The following is a 16253-nucleotide window of genomic DNA, read 5'->3' as shown; positions in this document are numbered from 1 at the left end:
CATGGCACACCTCTGGCGCGGCGTCCTCCGCGAGTACGCCGATCGGCTGGGCGTCACCGACGACTCGACCGTGGTCACCCTGGGCGAGGGAGGCACCCCGCTGCTTCCCGCACCCGCGCTGTCGCACCGCACCGGTGCCGACGTCTGGGTCAAGTTCGAGGGCATGAACCCCACCGGCTCCTTCAAGGACCGCGGCATGACGGTGGCGCTGTCACGGGCCGTCGAGCACGGCGCGAAGGCCGTGATCTGCGCCTCCACGGGCAACACCTCCGCGTCCGCGGCGGCCTATGCGGCGCACGCCGGCATCACCGCCGCCGTGCTCGTTCCCGAGGGCAAGATCGCGATGGGGAAGCTCAGCCAGGCGGTCGCCCACAACGGCCGGCTCATCCAGGTGCGCGGCAACTTCGACGACTGCCTCGAGATCGCGCGCGAACTGGCGGACCACTACCCCGTGCACCTCGTGAACTCGGTGAACCCCGACCGTATCGAGGGGCAGAAGACCGCGGCGTACGAGATCGTCGAGGTGCTGGGCGACGCTCCGGACTTCCACTTCATCCCCGTCGGCAACGCGGGAAACTACACGGCCTACTCCCGCGGCTACCGCGAGGAAGAAGCCCGCGGTGTCAGCACCCGGGTGCCGCGCATGTTCGGCTTCCAGGCCGCGGGCTCAGCGCCCCTCGTCATCGGCGAGGTCGTGAAGCATCCCGAAACCATCGCGAGCGCGATCCGCATCGGAAACCCCGCCTCATGGGAGTTGGCGCTCGAAGCCCAAGCCGCCACCGACGGGTACTTCGGCGCGATCGACGATGAGCGCATCCTCGCCGCGCAGAAGATCCTCTCCGGCGAGGTGGGCATCTTCGTGGAGCCGGCCTCGGCGATCAGTGTCGCCGGTCTCCTCGAGCGCGCCGAGGCGGGCGTCATCCCCGCCGGATCTCGCGTGGTGCTCACCGTCACCGGTCACGGCCTGAAAGACCCCCAGTGGGCGCTGCGCGCCGCCGACGGCACCGAGGTCGTGCCGACGGTCGTCGATGCCGCCACCTCGGAGGTCGCCTCGGTACTCGGACTCGTCCCCGCGGGAACGACGGCGTGACCGACGCCCCGGCCTCCGAGCGTTCGCGCGGCGGGCGCGCGGTCTCCGTGCGCGTGCCGGCGACCAGCGCGAACCTGGGGCCGGGGTTCGACACGCTCGGACTCGCACTGAGCGTCTACGACGAACTGATCGTCACGACGCTCGACTCCGATCGCGTGGAGGTGCACGTGACGGGGGAGGGCGCAGCATCCGTTCCCCGCGACGGCTCGCACCTGGTCGTCCGCGCCATGGCGCATGCCTTCGCGGCGGTCGGACGGCCCATGCCGGGTGTCCGCCTCGAAGCGACGAACGTCATCCCGCACGGCCGCGGGATGGGATCCTCCGGTGCGGCTGTGGTGTCGGGGCTGCTGGCCGCGAAAGGGCTGCTCGAGGGAGAGGTCGACCTCGGGGCCGAGGTGCTCCTGCGCCTGGCGACCGAACTCGAAGGTCATCCGGACAACGTCGCGCCCGCCCTCTTCGGGGGGCTCACGATCGCGTGGATGAACGACGGATCGCCCCAGCACAAGCAGCTCATCGTGCATCGCGGTGTCTCCCCGCTCATCCTGGTGCCGGGATTCCAGATGTCCACGAGCGTGGCGCGCGGACTCTCTCCGCTGCAGGTGTCCCGCGAGGACGCCGTCTTCAACCTCTCCCGCTCGGCCCTGCTGATCGCGGCGCTGATGCAGAGCCCGGAACTGCTGTTCGCCGCGACCGAGGACAAGCTCCACCAGAGCTACCGCGCGCAGGCCATGCCCGAGACCGACAAACTCGTCCGCGCCCTGCGTGCCGAGGGCTACGCCGCCGTCGTCTCGGGAGCCGGGCCCAGCGTGCTCGTCCTCGCCGACGGGCCGGGCCGTCGCGTCGAGGCGGCGGAGCTGGCCGCCGCCGTTGCCGACACCCCGTGGGAAGCCCTCATGCTCGCCGTCGACGTGCGGGGTGGTACAGTGAGGGAGCACGCCGGGGGTACCGCGTAACCACGCGAATCTGACTCCCGCTGCAACGCAAATCTGCGAAACATCGCACGTACCCGCAACCCGACGATCGCCTCAGTGCGTCGTGAACTGCGGAGAGCTTCGGCGCCTGTCGTATCAGCGTCGTTCGCACGCGGTGTCATCATCTGTTTCACAAGGGAGCACTCGTGGAGTCCATCTCCGAGATCCACACTGCCGACGCGCCGTCCGACACCCCGGACGAGACCGTGGAAGGCACTGACACCACCGCGCCCGCCGAGGCGAGCGCCCCGGCCGACGCGCCGGAAGACGCAGCGGGCGCCGCTGCGCCCGCGGAGGCGACTGACACGGCCCCCGCGGCCGAGGCGCCGGCCGCCGAGGTCGTCGCGCCCGCCGCCGACGTCGTCGTGGAGGCGCCGCCGGTCAAGGCACCGCGCAAGCGCGCGCCTCGCCGCGCCAAGAGCGTCGAGCCGAAGCCCGAAACCGAGGCTGCGCCCGCGGCCGAGGTCACGACTGTGGTCGCACCCGCTGCGGAGCCCGCCCTCGAGGCAGCGCCCGCGGAGGCGGCTCTCGAGGCCGCCCCGGTCGAGTCCGCGCCGGTCGAAGCGGCTGCGGAAGATGCGCCCGCCGAGGACACGACTCCGGCAGCAGCCGAGTCCGCCCCTGTCGAGCCCGCTCCCGCAGACGCCGTCGTCGAGACCGCCCCGGCGGATGACGCGGCCGAGGTGGCAGCATCCGACGTGCCCTCGACCGACGCCGCACCGACCGACGCCGCAGCGAGCGACGCCGCACCGACCGACGCCGCGTCCACGGACACCGCGCCCACGGACCCCGCCGCCGATGCTTCGGCAGAGGCACCCGCCGAGGGCCAGGCCGCCGGCGACTCCGCCGAGGAGTCTTCGCCGCGCGGACGCAGCCGGAGCCGTAACCGCAACCGCAACCGCAACGGTCGGGAAGCCGGCAACGGCAACGGCAACACGGGCAACGGCAACGCCGGTGGCGGCAACGCGCCCGCCGCCGCTCAGTCGGCGCCCGAGAAGCCCGAGCCGGCCCCCGCGTCCACCGTCGAGGACGACAACGCGCAGGCCAACGGCCGCAACCGTCAGCGCAACAAGCGCCGCGGACCGCAGACCACGGGTGACGAGTTCGAGACCGAGATCGGCGATGACGACGTGCTCATCCCGATCGCGGGCATCCTCGACGTGCTCGACAACTACGCGTTCGTGCGCACCACCGGATACCTCCCCGGCCCGAGCGACGTCTACGTCTCACTCGGTCAGGTCAAGAAGTACAACCTGCGCAAGGGTGACGCCGTCGTCGGTGCCATCAAGCAGCCGCGCGAGAACGAGCAGTCGACCCGTCAGAAGTACAACGCGCTCGTCAAGGTCGACGCGATCAACGGCCTGTCGGTCGATGACGCCGCGACCCGGGTCGAGTTCGGCAACCTGACGCCGCTGTACCCGCAGGAGCGCCTGCGCCTCGAGACCGGTCCCGAGAAGCTCACGCAGCGGATCATCGACCTCGTCGCCCCCATCGGCAAGGGCCAGCGCGGCCTGATCGTCGCGCCCCCCAAGGCGGGCAAGACGATCGTGCTGCAGCAGATCGCCAACGCGATCGCCCAGAACAACCCCGAGGTGCACCTCATGGTCGTGCTGGTCGACGAGCGTCCTGAAGAGGTCACCGACATGCAGCGCACGGTGCGTGGCGAGGTCATCGCCTCGACGTTCGATCGTCCTGCCGAAGACCACACCACGGTCGCCGAACTCGCGATCGAGCGCGCCAAGCGCCTGGTCGAACTCGGCCGCGACGTCGTCGTGCTGCTCGACTCGATCACCCGCCTCGGCCGCGCGTACAACATCACGGCGCCCACCTCGGGTCGCGTACTCACCGGTGGCGTCGACGCTTCGGCGCTGTACCCGCCCAAGCGCTTCTTCGGCGCCGCGCGCAACATCGAGAACGGCGGATCGCTCACGATCCTCGCGACCGCCCTCGTCGAGACCGGCTCCAAGATGGACGACGTCATCTTCGAGGAGTTCAAGGGCACGGGCAATAGCGAACTCCGCCTGAGCCGCCAGCTCGCGGACAAGCGCATCTTCCCGGCGGTCGACGTGAACGCGTCGAGCACCCGCCGCGAAGAGATGCTGCTCTCGCCCGAAGAGGTCAAGATCACGTGGAAGCTGCGTCGCGCGCTCGCGGGTCTCGACCCGCAGCAGGCCCTCGAGGTCGTGCTCGGCAAGCTCAAGGAGACGCAGTCCAACGTCGAGTTCCTCGTGCAGATGCAGAAGTCGATCCCGGCTCCGACGGGCGGCGGCCACGGGCACGACAACAGCATCCGCTGAGTCGTGTCCGACTCGGGGATGAACGAGTCCGTTCGCGGACTCATCGATGAGCACAAAGCCGTCGAGCTCGAGCTGAACGACCCGGCGGTGCACGCCGATGCGGTGCGCGCCAAGCGGGTGAACCGGCGCTACGCCGAGCTCAACCGCATCGTGCACGCCTCGACGGCGTGGCGTGAGGCGGCCGATGACCTGGCCGCCGCACGCGAGCTCGCGAAGGACGACGAGGCGTTCGCCGCCGAGGTGCCCGCGCTCGAGGAAGCCCTCGCCGAGACGCAGGAACGCCTGCGGCGCCTGCTCATCCCGCGTGACCCCGACGATGCCCGTGACGTGATCATGGAGATCAAGGCCGGCGAAGGCGGCGCCGAGAGCGCCCTGTTCGCGGCCGACCTGTTGCGGATGTACCTGCAGTACGCAGCATCCCGAGGCTGGAAGACCGAGCTCCTCGAGCGCAACGAATCCGACCTGGGCGGATACAAGGACGTGCAGCTCGCGATCAAGGGGTCCTCGAGCGACCCCGCGCAGGGCGTCTGGGCGAGCCTCAAGTACGAGGGCGGCGTGCACCGGGTCCAGCGCGTTCCCGCCACGGAATCGCAGGGCCGCATCCACACCTCCACCACGGGCGTGCTCGTCTTCCCCGAAGTCGATGCGCCCGACGAGGTCGAGATCAGCCCGAACGACCTGAAGATCGACGTGTTCCGCTCTTCCGGACCCGGTGGCCAGTCGGTGAACACCACCGACTCCGCCGTGCGCATCACGCACGTGCCGACCGGCATCGTCGTGTCGATGCAGAACGAGAAATCGCAGCTGCAGAACCGCGAGGCCGGAATGCGGGTGCTGCGCGCGCGCATCCTCGCCAAGCAGCAGGAGGAGCTGGATGCGGCAGCCTCCGACGCCCGCAAGTCGCAGATCCGCGGGATGGATCGCTCCGAGCGCATTCGCACGTACAACTTCCCCGAGAACCGCATCGCGGATCACCGCACCGGCTACAAGGCGTACAACCTCGATCAGGTCATGGATGGCGCTCTCGGTCCGGTGATCGAATCGGCGATCGCCGCCGACGAAGAGGCCCAGCTCGCCGCTCTCGCCGACAGCTGACGTCTGCCCGGGCCCGCGCGTGCGACGTTCGCACGAGCGGTGGTGCTGGAGTTGCCCGGTGGGGTTGGCGGGGCGCCTCGCGGCCGGTCGGTCGTGCGATCGACGCGCTACCAGACCGGCGGGTGTGGCAGAGCGCCGCGCGCTGCCTCGAGCTGCGCGGCCACCGCGAGGATCGTCGCCTCGCCCCCCGGTCGGCCGATGAGCTGCACGGACACCGGATGCTGGGAGGCATCGCGCGTGAACGGCAGCACGATCGCGGGGAGACCGGCCACGTTGACGAAGCTGCTGTAGGGGGCGTACTCGACCTGGCGGGCGAACGTGCGCTCCGGGTCGAGCCCCTCGTACCACCCCACCGGCTGCGGCGGGAGCGCCAATGCCGGCGTCAGGACCGCACCGAACGGAGCGAAGGCGGCGATCGTCTCGCGCTCGAACACCCGCGCCGCGCTCAGCGCTCCGAGGAGTTCGCCGGCCGCAAGGCCCCGCCCCTGGCGCACCAGCCAGGCGGTCAGCGGTTCGACGAGCTCCAGGTCGGCCTCGGTGAGCGGGATCCTCGCCGCGCTCGCACGCCACAGCACTCGGAACAGTTCCGCGTACCCCCGCGGGGTCCAGCCGGCGTCCTCGACCTCGTGCCCGACTCCGACCAGCGCGGTCGCCGCCGCCTGTACGGCGGCCGCCGCGTCGGCGTGGAGGCGGATGTCTTCGCTCGCGTCCCACGGCGACACCGTGGTCACCCCGATCCGCAGACCGGCGGGCTCCGCGCCCACTGCCGCGAGGAACGGGCCGTCACCGGGTGCCCGGGTGGCGTAGCGGAAGGGCGCGAGGCCGACCAGCGCGTCGAGCAGGAACGCGGCGTCGGCCACGCTGCGCGCGATCGGTCCGGTCACGGCCAGCCCGTCGGGGGAGTCGAACCCCGAGCCGATCGGCAACCGCCCGCGGGAGGGCTTCAGCCCGACGACGCCGACCGTGGCGGAGGGGATGCGGATGGATCCGCCGCCGTCCGAGGCCACCGCGAAGGGCAGGAGCCCGGCGGCGACCGCGACGGCTGCCCCGCCGCTGGAGCCGCCGGCCCCGTCGGCGAGGCGCCAGGGGTCGCGGGCCGGGGCGCCCGTGCGCGGTTCGGTGTAGCCGGTGAGGCCGAACTCCGAGGTGGCGGTCTTGCCGAGGTTCACGGCTCCCGCCCCATCGAGGGCTAGGGCCAGGGGATCGGATGCTTCGGGCACGAAACCCGCGCGCGCCAGCGAACCGTAGCGCGTGGGCACACCCGCGCGGGCGACGAGGTCTTTGTCGGCGAGGGGCAGACCGTAGAGCGGCCCGCGTTCGGGCGCGGAGGCGACAGCATCCGCCCGCTCCAGGGCCGCGTCCGCCGTCACTTCGGCGAACGCCCCGAGCTCGGGGTGGCGGGCGATGCGCCGGAGGTAGTGCTCGGCCACCGCGCGCGGTCCGAGGTCGCCGGTGTGCAACGCCGCAGCCAGCTCGACCGCGCTCCACCGGTACAGCTCGGTCACCCGGGGCTCAGATCATGTACTCGGGCGCGGTGAGCAGCGCCCGGGTGTCTTCGCCGCTGCCGCGGGTGCGGGCGCGGGCGGGGACGCCCACCAGCACGCTGTCGGGAGCGGCATCCTTCGTCACCACCGCGTTCGCACCGACGACCGACCCTGCGCCGATCGTGATCGGCCCGAGGATCTTGGCCCCGGCGCCGACGGCGACGCCGTCACCGAGGGTGGGATGCCGCTTGCCGCCGTTGCGCTGACGACCGCCCAGCGTGACGCCGTGGTACAGCATGACGTCGTCGCCGATCTCGGCCGTCTCGCCGATCACGACGCCCATGCCGTGGTCGATGAAGAACCGACGACCGATCACGGCGCCCGGGTGGATCTCGACGCCCGTCAGCCAGCGGGTGAGCTGCGAGCCGAGGCGGGCGAGGAAGCGGAATCCACCCCGCCAGAGCGTATGCCAGACGCGGTATGCCCACACCGCGTGCAGCCCCGGGTACAGCAGGGCGATCTCGATGCTGCCGCGCGCGGCGGGGTCGCGCAGCCGGGCGGCGATGACGTCTTCGCGGAGGCGAGCGAGGGCCCCCACCTCAGTCTTCTTTGACGTTCTCGTACAACGCCGTCGACAGGTACCGCTCGCCGAACGAGGGGATGATCACGACGATGTTCTTGCCCGCGGCCTCGGGTCGGCGGCCGATCTCCAGCGCCGCCCAGATCGCCGCGCCGCTCGACATCCCGACGAGGATGCCGTCCTGGGTCGCGGTGTCGCGGGCGAGGCGGATCGCGTCGTCGAACTGCACGTCGATGACCTCGTCGATGACTCCCCGATCGAGGATCGCGGGAACGAAGTTCGGGCCGATGCCCTGGATCTTGTGCGGTCCGGGGTGGCCCTCGGTGAGGATGGGGGAGTCCGCGGGCTCGACCGCGACGATCTGCACCCCGGGGACCCGCTCCTTCAGCACCTGGCCGACACCGGTGATGGTGCCGCCGGTGCCGATGCCGGCGACGAGGTAGTCCACCTTGCCGTCGGTGTCGCGCAGGATCTCCTCGGCGGTCGTCTTGCGGTGGATCGCGGGGTTCGCCTCGTTCTCGAACTGCCGAGCCCAGACGGCTCCCGGGGTCTCGGCGACGATGCGCTTGGCCTCGTCGACGGCGAACGACATTCCCTTCGTGGGATCGGTCAGGTGCAGCTCGGCGCCGAAGGCCCGCAGCAGCGTGCGCCGCTCCTTCGACATCGAGGCGGGCATGGTCAAGACGACTTTGTAGCCCCGCGCGGCTCCGACCATGGCGAGCGCGATGCCGGTGTTGCCGCTGGTGGACTCCACGATCGTGCCGCCGGGCTGCAGTTCGCCGGAGGCTTCCGCCGCATCGACGATCGCGATGCCGAGGCGGTCCTTCACGCTGCCGGCCGGGTTGTAGAACTCGAGCTTCGCGAGGATGTTCGCGTCGACGTCCTCGGCGACGCGGTTCAACCGCACGAGCGGAGTGTCTCCGAATGCGGTGGTGATGTCGGGGTGGATGCCGGCCATGGGCTCGCCTTTCGCCGTCGATACGCGGAGGCCCCAGCCTAGGCGAGGAGGCCCGCGCCCGGGCCATTATGACGGGGGCCGCACCGGGAGCTTCCCCGGCGTTTAGGCTGAGGGCGCCATGCCCGAAACCGCTCTGCCGCCCGTTCCCGACGTCTCGCTCGCCGCCGTGCTGCGCGCTGCCGCCACCCGCCTCGCCGCCGCCGGCATCGGCGACCCCCTCGTCGACACCGAGCTTCTCGCGGCGCACGTGCTGGGAACCTCGCGCGGTGGTGTGCAGGGCGCCGCGATCCGCGGCGACCTCATCGGCGCGGCGGAGGCCGAGGAGCTGGAGGGTCTCATCGCGCGCCGTGCTGCCCGTGTGCCGCTGCAGCACCTCACGGGCCTGGCCCCGTTCCGCCACCTCGAGCTCGCGGTCGGCCCCGGCGTCTTCGTACCGCGCCCCGAGACCGAGATGGTCGCCCAGCTGGCCGTCGATGCCCTGCGCGCCACCGCCTCGCCGGCGCCGGTCGCGGTCGATCTGGGCACCGGCAGCGGGGCGATAGCGCTGTCCTTGGCCACCGAGGTGCCGCACGCCCGGGTCTACGCCGCCGAGAACTCCGTCGACGCGTTCGTCTGGACGAAGGAGAACGCCGCCCGTATCGGAGCGGACAACCTCACGCTCGGTTTCATCGACCTCGAACGGGCGTTCCCCGAGCTCGACGGCACCGTGTCGGTGGTGGTGTCCAATCCGCCGTACGTTCCGGATGCTGCGATCCCGCGCGACCCGGAGGTGCGGCTGTACGACCCGCCGGCCGCCCTGTACGGCGGAGCGGACGGGCTCGACGTCGTGCGCACCCTCAGTCGCGTGGGCCTACGCCTCGCGCACCCGGGCGGGATGCTCGTGCTCGAGCACGGCGAGTGGCAGGGGCCCGACATCCGCAGCATCCTCACCGCTGACGGTTGGCTCGCGGCTGCCACGCACCCCGACCTCACGATGCGCGATCGGGCCACCACGGCGCTGCACCCCTGACCGCTGTGCCGTGACCCCCTCGGCCGTGTCGCCGGGACGGGGATCGCAGGCTGCCCCAGTACACTGGCCGGGACATGTCACCCGTTTACGACACCCGTGACGAGGCGCAGCTGCTCTCCGGCATGCGGCACGCTCGGCAGGCCATCGGCCGAGGCGAACTCGTCGTCCTGCCGACCGATACGGTCTACGGCATCGCCGCCAACGCCTTCGACGCCCGCGCGGTGGAGCGATTGCTCACCGCGAAAGGTCGGGGCCGCCAGCAGCCCCCGCCCGTGCTGGTAGCCGGGGTGAGCACGCTCAGGGCGCTCGTGGCAGAAGTGCCCGAACCGGTCGAACGCCTCATCGAGGAGTTCTGGCCCGGCGGACTCACCATCGTGCTGCCGGCCCAGCCGTCGCTGTCGTGGGATCTGGGGGAGACCCGCGGCACCGTCGCGGTGCGGATGCCCGCGCAGACGCTGACCCTCGAACTGCTCGAGGAGTGCGGTCCCTTGGCCGTGTCCAGCGCCAACCTCACCGGCCGGCCGGCGGCCGTGCGCATCGACGAGGCGCGCGACATGCTCGGCGATTCCGTCGCGGTGTATCTCGATGCGGGGCCTTCCGCCACCGGAATCGCCTCGACGATCGTGGATGCGACGAGCCTCGTGGGCGGCGCGACGCCTCTCGTGCGCGTGCTCCGGGAGGGCGCCGTCGATCGGGACAGCCTGAGTCGTGTGCTGGGCGACCTTCTGGAATCCGCGGAGCCGCACGATCACGACCATCCGCACGAGCCCTCCCACGATCACGACCACCGCTCCGACGATGCCGCGGCCGGCGGGTCGGCGTGACCCAATACCTCCTCCTGGCGCTGTTCACAGCGGTCATCACCTTCGTGCTCTCGATCGCGGTCTGGCGCATCGGCCTGCGCTTCAAGCTCTACGCGGCGATCCGCGAACGCGACGTGCACAAGACGCCCACCCCCCGCCTGGGGGGTATCGCCATGTTCCTCGGCGTCGTGGCGGCCTTCGCGCTGTCCAGCGGCAACCCCTATTTCGCCGTCTTCTGGGCGGACCCGTGGCCGGTCATCGCCCTGCTGCTGGCAACCCTGCTCATCGTGCTGGTGGGCGTCGCCGATGACCTCTGGGATCTCGACTGGATGATCAAGCTGGGCGTGCAGTTCCTCGCGGCCGGCATCATCGCCTGGTTCGGCGGACTGCAGATCCTCTCCCTGCCGATCGGCGGCCTCACGATCGGATCGAGCTGGGCGAGTTTCGCCCTCACGGTGTTCGCGATCGTGGTCGTGATGAACGCGATCAACTTCATCGACGGTCTCGACGGTCTCGTCGCGGGTGTCTGCCTCATCTCGAACGGCGTCTTCTTCGCCTACTCCTACCTGCTGGTGCGCGACACCGGGGCGAGTTCGTACTTCAACCTCGCGTCCTTCATCGCCGCGATCCTCGTGGGCGCCTGTATCGGCTTCCTCCCGCTGAACTGGAGTCCGGCACGGCTCTTCATGGGCGACGCGGGCGCGCTGATGCTCGGGCTGCTCATGGCGACATCCGCGGTGGCGATCACCGGGCAGCTCGATCCGGCGGTCCTGGATCCCGAACAACTCGGCCGCTCGCAGTTGCTGGGTGCCTTCATCCCGATCCTGTTGCCGATCGTGGTCGTGCTGTTGCCGCTGCTGGACTTCGGTCTCGCGGTGTTCCGGCGTGTGCAGGCGGGTAAATCCCCGTTCTCGCCCGACCGCAAGCATCTTCACCACCGCATGCTCGACATGGGTCACACCGACCGCGAAGCCGTGCTGATCTTCTACGCCTGGACGGCCGTGGTCGGTCTCGCCTTCCTGCTGATGTACATCGGAACCCAGCAGAGCTGGCCCGGGGACTACCTGCTGGGCGTCGCCTTCGGCGTGCTCGGCGTCGCCGCGTGCCTCGTCATCACTCTTCTTCCCTCGCGGCGCACCCGCCGTCGCCCTGCCCTTCAGGAGCCCTCATGAGCCCGAACCCCGTCTCGAGCAACCCCGTCCTGCAGACCGTGCTGCGGTGGGGGATCACGGTCGGCGTCGTCGTCATCGTGGCTGCCGCCGTGATCGGGTTCGTCGTGGCAGCCGGGGCGGGTCTCTGGAGCGGTGTCATCGGAGCGCTGGTCGGGGTGGTGTTCCCGGCCCTGACGGCCGTCAGCATCCTGGTGGCGAACCGGTGGTTCGGTACGCCCAACTACATCCCGATCTTCTTCGGCATCGTGATGGGCGGCTGGGTCCTGAAGTTCGTCGTCGTGATCGTCGCGCTGCTGATCCTCTCGCGCGTGGAGTGGATCGTCGCGCCGGTGTTCTACTTCTCCCTCGTGGCGGCGGCGATCGCTTCGCTCGTCGTCGACTTCGTCGTGCTGTCGCGGATGCGTCTGCCCGGTGTCTCCGACATCTCCCTTCCGCAGACCAACCCCGAAGATTGAGACGGATCCCGATGCATGGCGGGCCGGACGCCTGACGTTTGATAGGCTAAGAAAACCCTTTACGGCTGGTGTGCAGCGGCGACGCTGAGGCCCCGTAAAAGATCTTTCTCACTCTTACCGAGCTGGTTCAGGCTGGCACGAGAAGCTGGAGCCAATCCGTTGACTCAAGCGACGATGATCGCCATGGCGGCAGACAACGAGTTCCACCCGCCTTCAATCAGCGATTTCTTCCCGCCGGCGTTGCTGTTCGACGGCACGCCCTTCGCCATCACCCGCGTCACGCTGATCCAGCTGCTCGCCACGGCGATCCTGGTGCTCATCCTGGTCGTCGGCACGCGGAAGCTCTCGGTCGTCCCGGGGCGCTTCCAAAGTGTCATCGAGCTGGGCTTCGGCTTCGTCCGTGAGCAGATCGCCTACCAGGTGCTCGGCGAGAAGGACGGCCGGCGGTTCCTTCCGATCCTCACCGCTCTGTTCTTCGGCATCCTGGCGCTGAACCTCACGGGCGTCATCCCGGGGCTCAACATCGCGGGCACGTCGGTGGCGGGTGCACCACTCGTCGTGGCCCTGATCGCGTACGTCGTGTTCATCTATGCCGGCATCAAGAAGCACGGCGTAGGCCGCTTCATGAAGAACTCGCTCGTGCCCAGCGGCGTGCCGATCGTCATCGTGCCGCTGATCGCGCTGATCGAGCTCATCTCGGTGTTCATCGCCCGTCCGTTCTCGCTCTTCCTGCGGCTCCTGGCGAACATGATGGTCGGGCACCTCATGCTCGTGCTGTTCTTCGCCGCAACGCAGTTCTTCCTCTTCAGCTTCAACTGGTTGTCACCTCTGGCAGCCGGCACCCTGGCGCTCGGCTTCGCGTTCACGCTCTTCGAGATCTTCGTCGCCGCGCTCCAGGCCTACATCTTCACGATCCTCACCGCGGTGTACATCCAGCTCGCGGTCGCGGAAGAGCACTGACGAACAGCCGATCGGCTGTTCGCCCAACGAAAGGAAAACACCAGTGGACGCAACGACGGTTCTCGCGGAGCTCGAGGGAAACATCGCGACCGTGGGTTACGGCCTCGCGGCCATCGGCCCGGCCATCGGCCTCGGCATCATGATCGGCAAGACGATCGAATCCACCGCCCGCCAGCCGGAGCTCGCCGGACGCCTGCAGGTGACCATGTTCATCGGTATCGGCCTCATCGAGATCCTCGCGCTGATCGGCATCGCCACGCCGTTCATCTTCAACGCACTTTGAGCTCGACGCGACTCACCCATAAGGAGGCAGGATGCTAAACGCTCTTGTCACGCTCGCGGCCGAGCACGAAGAGACCAGCGGGAACCCGCTGTTTCCGGCGGCCTATGACATCGTCTGGTCGGCGGTCTGCTTCGTCATCATCGTGCTCGTCGTCTGGCGTGTGGCCCTGCCGCGCGTGACGAAGATCCTCGACGAGCGCAGCAACGCCATCGAAGGAAACATCGCCAAGGCCGACGAAGCTCAGCGTGAAGCCGAAGCTGCTCTCGAGCAGTACACGGCGCAGCTCGCTGACGCACGCAAGGAAGCCGGTGACATCCGCGAGGCCGCCCGTGAGGACGGCAAGAAGATCGTCGCCGAGGCTCGGGACAACGCTTCCACGGAAGCCGCTCGCGTCACGGCAGCCGCGCAGACGCAGATCGAGGCCGAGCGTCAGAGCGCTCTGGTGTCGCTGCGCAGCGAGGTCGGCACGCTCGCGATCGACCTGGCCGGCAACGTCATCGGTGAGACCCTCACCGACGACCAGAAGGCATCGGCCGTCGTCGACCGCTTCCTCGCCGACCTCGAGAAGTCCGAGACCGCGGGAAGGGCTTCTTCCTGATGGGTAGCGCGACCACTCAGGCGCTCGCGGCCACGACCGCGACGCTGGATGCCGTGTCCGGCGTGGACATCGACGTCGCCGGCGAGCTGTTCGCCGCGGCGCGTGCCCTGGGCGGCTCCTCGGCACTGAGCGGCGCGCTGGCCGATTCCGCGGCGAGCCCCGCTTCGCGGACCAAGGTCGTGACCGACGTGTTCGGTCCCGCCCTGAAGCCCGAGACGGTCGCGCTGTTGAGTGCCGCCGTGGTGCAGCGCTGGTCGCGCGCCGCCGACCTCATCGACGCGATCGAAGAGCTCGCGGTGCGCGCGACGGCGATCGCCGACCCCGACGCCGATATCGAGGGCGACCTCTTCCGCTTCTCGCGCACCGTCGCCGAGAACGGGGATCTCGAGCTCGCTCTCGGCATGCGGATGGGCGAAACCTCGGCGAAGGGCGCGCTCGTCGCATCCCTCCTGGAGGGTCGGGCGGCAGCATCCTCGATCCTCATCGCCTCCTCGCTCGTGCAGCAACCGCGCGAGCGACGGGTGCGTTCCCTGCTGGATTGGGCGATGCACCTCGTCGCCGACCAGCGCGGCCGCACGGTCGCGACCGTGGTCTCGGCTGCGCCGCTCAGCGAAGCGCAGGCCACCCGGCTCGCGACGGCACTGTCGGCGCGCTACGGCACCGCAGTCATGCTGAACACCGTCATCGACCCGAGCGTCGTCGGAGGGCTGCGCGTGCAGATCGCCGACGACGTGATCGACGCGAGCATCTCGACCCGACTCGCCGACCTCCGCCAGCGACTCGCTGGCTGACAGATGTTGCCGTCCGACTCGGACGGAGATCTTGGGGGCTCCGGCCCCCCAACAAGAAGGAAGACCATGGCAGAACTGTCCATCAGCCCCGACGTCATCCGTGACGCGCTGAAAGACTTCGTCGCCGCTTACGAACCCACGGGTGCGGCCGCGAACGAGGTCGGCACGGTCATCGACGCCGCCGACGGCATCGCCCACGTCGAGGGACTCCCCGGCGTGATGGCCAACGAGCTCGTCACCTTCGAGGACGGCACGCTCGGCCTCGCCCAGAACCTCGACGAGCACGAGATCGGTGTCGTCGTCCTCGGCGAGTTCTCCGGCGTCGACGCCGGTCAGCCCGTGACCCGCACCGGTGAGGTGCTGTCGGCGCCCGTCGGCGACGGCTTCCTCGGTCGCGTCGTCGACCCGCTCGGAAACCCCATCGACGGCCTCGGCGAGATCGTCGCCGAAGGACGCCGCGCCCTCGAGCTGCAGGCGCCCGGCGTCATGCAGCGCAAGAGCGTGCACGAGCCCCTGCAGACCGGCATCAAGGCGATCGACGCCATGATCCCGATCGGACGCGGACAGCGTCAGCTGATCATCGGCGACCGCCAGACCGGTAAGACCGCGATCGCGATCGACACGATCATCAACCAGAAGGCCAACTGGGAGTCCGGAGACGTCGACAAGCAGGTGCGCTGCATCTATGTCGCCATCGGTCAGAAGGGCTCGACGATCGCTTCGGTCAAGGGCGCCCTCGAGGACGCCGGCGCGATGGAGTACACCACCATCGTCGCCGCCCCCGCCTCCGACCCGGCCGGCTTCAAGTACCTCGCCCCCTACACCGGTTCTGCCATCGGCCAGCACTGGATGTACGGCGGCAAGCACGTGCTGATCATCTTCGATGACCTGTCGAAGCAGGCCGAGGCCTACCGTGCCGTTTCGCTGCTGCTGCGTCGTCCGCCGGGCCGCGAGGCATACCCCGGTGACGTCTTCTACCTGCACTCCCGTCTGCTGGAGCGTTGCGCGAAGCTGTCCGACGAGCTGGGCGCGGGATCGATGACGGGCCTGCCCATCATCGAGACCAAGGCCAACGACGTGTCGGCCTACATCCCGACCAACGTGATCTCGATCACCGACGGGCAGATCTTCCTGCAGTCCGACCTCTTCAACGCCAACCAGCGTCCCGCGGTCGACGTGGGCATCTCGGTGTCGCGCGTCGGCGGTGACGCCCAGGTCAAGTCGATCAAGAAGGTCTCCGGCACGCTCAAGCTCGAGCTCGCCCAGTACCGCTCGCTCGAGGCGTTCGCGATGTTCGCGAGCGACTTGGATGCTGCCTCCCGCCGCCAGCTGGCACGCGGTGCGCGCTTGACCGAGCTGCTCAAGCAGCCGCAGTACTCGCCGTACCCCGTCGAGGAGCAGGTCGTGTCGATCTGGGCCGGCACGAACGGCAAGCTCGACTCGATCGAGGTGTCCGATGTGCTGCGCTTCGAGCGGGAGCTGCTGGACTACCTCCGCCGCAACACGACGATCCTCACCACGCTCCGCGACACGAACGTCCTCACCGACGAGATCCTCGCAGAGCTCACGGCGAAGACCGACGAGTTCCTGCTGGAGTTCCGTTCGGGCGAGGGTCAGTCGATCTCCGCTCCGGGCAGCGACACCGCGACCGATTCGACCGAGCCCGAAGACGTCAACCAGGAGCAGATCGTCAAGGGCCGCCGCTAA

At 69.6% G+C, this 16253-nt stretch carries 16 protein-coding genes; 13 read left to right on the top strand and 3 right to left on the bottom strand.

Going from position 1 to position 16253, the window contains the following annotated elements:
* Window position 1: 1 nt before the first annotated feature.
* The 4 genes from thrC (at window position 2) to prfA (ending at window position 5453) form a co-directional block, all read left to right on the top strand.
* The gene (gene thrC, locus ACFXP5_RS12990) at window positions 2-1090 is read left to right on the top strand and encodes a threonine synthase (RefSeq protein WP_394528834.1); all 1089 of its coding nucleotides are present in this window, start codon (window positions 2-4) and stop codon (window positions 1088-1090) included.
* Window positions 1087-2043, top strand: a complete 957-nt coding sequence (thrB, locus tag ACFXP5_RS12985) for a homoserine kinase (protein ID WP_394544919.1) — start codon at window positions 1087-1089, stop codon at window positions 2041-2043. Before thrC ends, thrB begins: the two co-directional genes overlap by 4 nt.
* A gap of 164 nt (window positions 2044-2207) precedes the next feature.
* Window positions 2208-4358 carry a transcription termination factor Rho gene (rho, locus tag ACFXP5_RS12980; protein ID WP_394544918.1) on the top strand — a complete coding sequence of 717 codons (2151 nt, stop codon included), beginning with the start codon at window positions 2208-2210 and terminating at the stop codon, window positions 4356-4358.
* 18 nt (window positions 4359-4376) lie between these two features.
* Window positions 4377-5453: a peptide chain release factor 1 gene (gene prfA / locus ACFXP5_RS12975; protein WP_394545417.1), complete on the top strand. Its 1077-nt coding sequence runs from the start codon at window positions 4377-4379 to the stop codon at window positions 5451-5453.
* A gap of 107 nt (window positions 5454-5560) precedes the next feature.
* Here the strand turns inward: prfA and ACFXP5_RS12970 are convergent, their stop codons facing one another.
* Genes ACFXP5_RS12970 through cysK form a run of 3 tightly spaced genes read right to left on the bottom strand, consistent with a single transcriptional unit; the run spans window position 5561 to window position 8475 of the window.
* Window positions 5561-6958, bottom strand: a complete 1398-nt coding sequence (locus tag ACFXP5_RS12970; protein WP_394544917.1) for an amidase — start codon at window positions 6956-6958, stop codon at window positions 5561-5563.
* A 7-nt stretch (window positions 6959-6965) separates the two neighbouring features.
* A complete protein-coding gene (gene epsC / locus ACFXP5_RS12965) occupies window positions 6966-7535 on the bottom strand; it encodes a serine O-acetyltransferase EpsC (protein ID WP_394544916.1) in 570 nt (189 codons plus the stop codon).
* A gap of 1 nt (window position 7536) precedes the next feature.
* Window positions 7537-8475 (bottom strand): cysteine synthase A, encoded by a 939-nt coding sequence (gene cysK, locus ACFXP5_RS12960; protein WP_394544915.1) that lies wholly within the window; start codon window positions 8473-8475, stop codon window positions 7537-7539.
* Window positions 8476-8593: 118 nt separating this feature from the next.
* Here cysK and prmC point away from each other — a divergent pair, with 118 nt between their 5' ends.
* The 9 genes from prmC to atpA all read left to right on the top strand — a co-directional run bounded on the left by prmC (window position 8594) and on the right by atpA (window position 16253).
* Window positions 8594-9484: a peptide chain release factor N(5)-glutamine methyltransferase gene (prmC, locus tag ACFXP5_RS12955; RefSeq protein ID WP_394544914.1), complete on the top strand. Its 891-nt coding sequence runs from the start codon at window positions 8594-8596 to the stop codon at window positions 9482-9484.
* 74 nt (window positions 9485-9558) lie between these two features.
* Window positions 9559-10308 (top strand): L-threonylcarbamoyladenylate synthase, encoded by a 750-nt coding sequence (locus tag ACFXP5_RS12950; RefSeq protein ID WP_394544913.1) that lies wholly within the window; start codon window positions 9559-9561, stop codon window positions 10306-10308.
* A complete protein-coding gene (locus ACFXP5_RS12945; RefSeq protein ID WP_394544912.1) occupies window positions 10305-11459 on the top strand; it encodes an MraY family glycosyltransferase in 1155 nt (384 codons plus the stop codon). Before ACFXP5_RS12950 ends, ACFXP5_RS12945 begins: the two co-directional genes overlap by 4 nt.
* The gene (locus tag ACFXP5_RS12940) at window positions 11456-11914 is read left to right on the top strand and encodes a Cg1360 family ATP-synthase-associated protein (protein ID WP_394544911.1); all 459 of its coding nucleotides are present in this window, start codon (window positions 11456-11458) and stop codon (window positions 11912-11914) included. The genes ACFXP5_RS12945 and ACFXP5_RS12940 overlap by 4 nt, the downstream gene beginning before the upstream one ends.
* Before the next feature lie 183 nt (window positions 11915-12097).
* Window positions 12098-12874, top strand: a complete 777-nt coding sequence (gene atpB, locus ACFXP5_RS12935; protein ID WP_394544910.1) for a F0F1 ATP synthase subunit A — start codon at window positions 12098-12100, stop codon at window positions 12872-12874.
* 43 nt (window positions 12875-12917) lie between these two features.
* Entirely contained in the window at window positions 12918-13157 is a 240-nt protein-coding gene (gene atpE, locus ACFXP5_RS12930) for a F0F1 ATP synthase subunit C (RefSeq protein WP_394517867.1), read from the top strand.
* A 31-nt stretch (window positions 13158-13188) separates the two neighbouring features.
* Window positions 13189-13755 (top strand): F0F1 ATP synthase subunit B, encoded by a 567-nt coding sequence (locus tag ACFXP5_RS12925; protein WP_394544909.1) that lies wholly within the window; start codon window positions 13189-13191, stop codon window positions 13753-13755.
* Window positions 13755-14546: a F0F1 ATP synthase subunit delta gene (locus tag ACFXP5_RS12920; RefSeq protein WP_394528822.1), complete on the top strand. Its 792-nt coding sequence runs from the start codon at window positions 13755-13757 to the stop codon at window positions 14544-14546. The genes ACFXP5_RS12925 and ACFXP5_RS12920 overlap by 1 nt, the downstream gene beginning before the upstream one ends.
* A gap of 66 nt (window positions 14547-14612) precedes the next feature.
* Entirely contained in the window at window positions 14613-16253 is a 1641-nt protein-coding gene (gene atpA, locus ACFXP5_RS12915) for a F0F1 ATP synthase subunit alpha (protein WP_394544908.1), read from the top strand.

The sequence above is a fragment of the Microbacterium hanjuni genome (genome assembly GCF_043556395.1).
In the GTDB taxonomy this organism is placed as follows: domain Bacteria; phylum Actinomycetota; class Actinomycetes; order Actinomycetales; family Microbacteriaceae; genus Microbacterium.
This window is presented reverse-complemented; position numbering and strand designations above follow the sequence as displayed.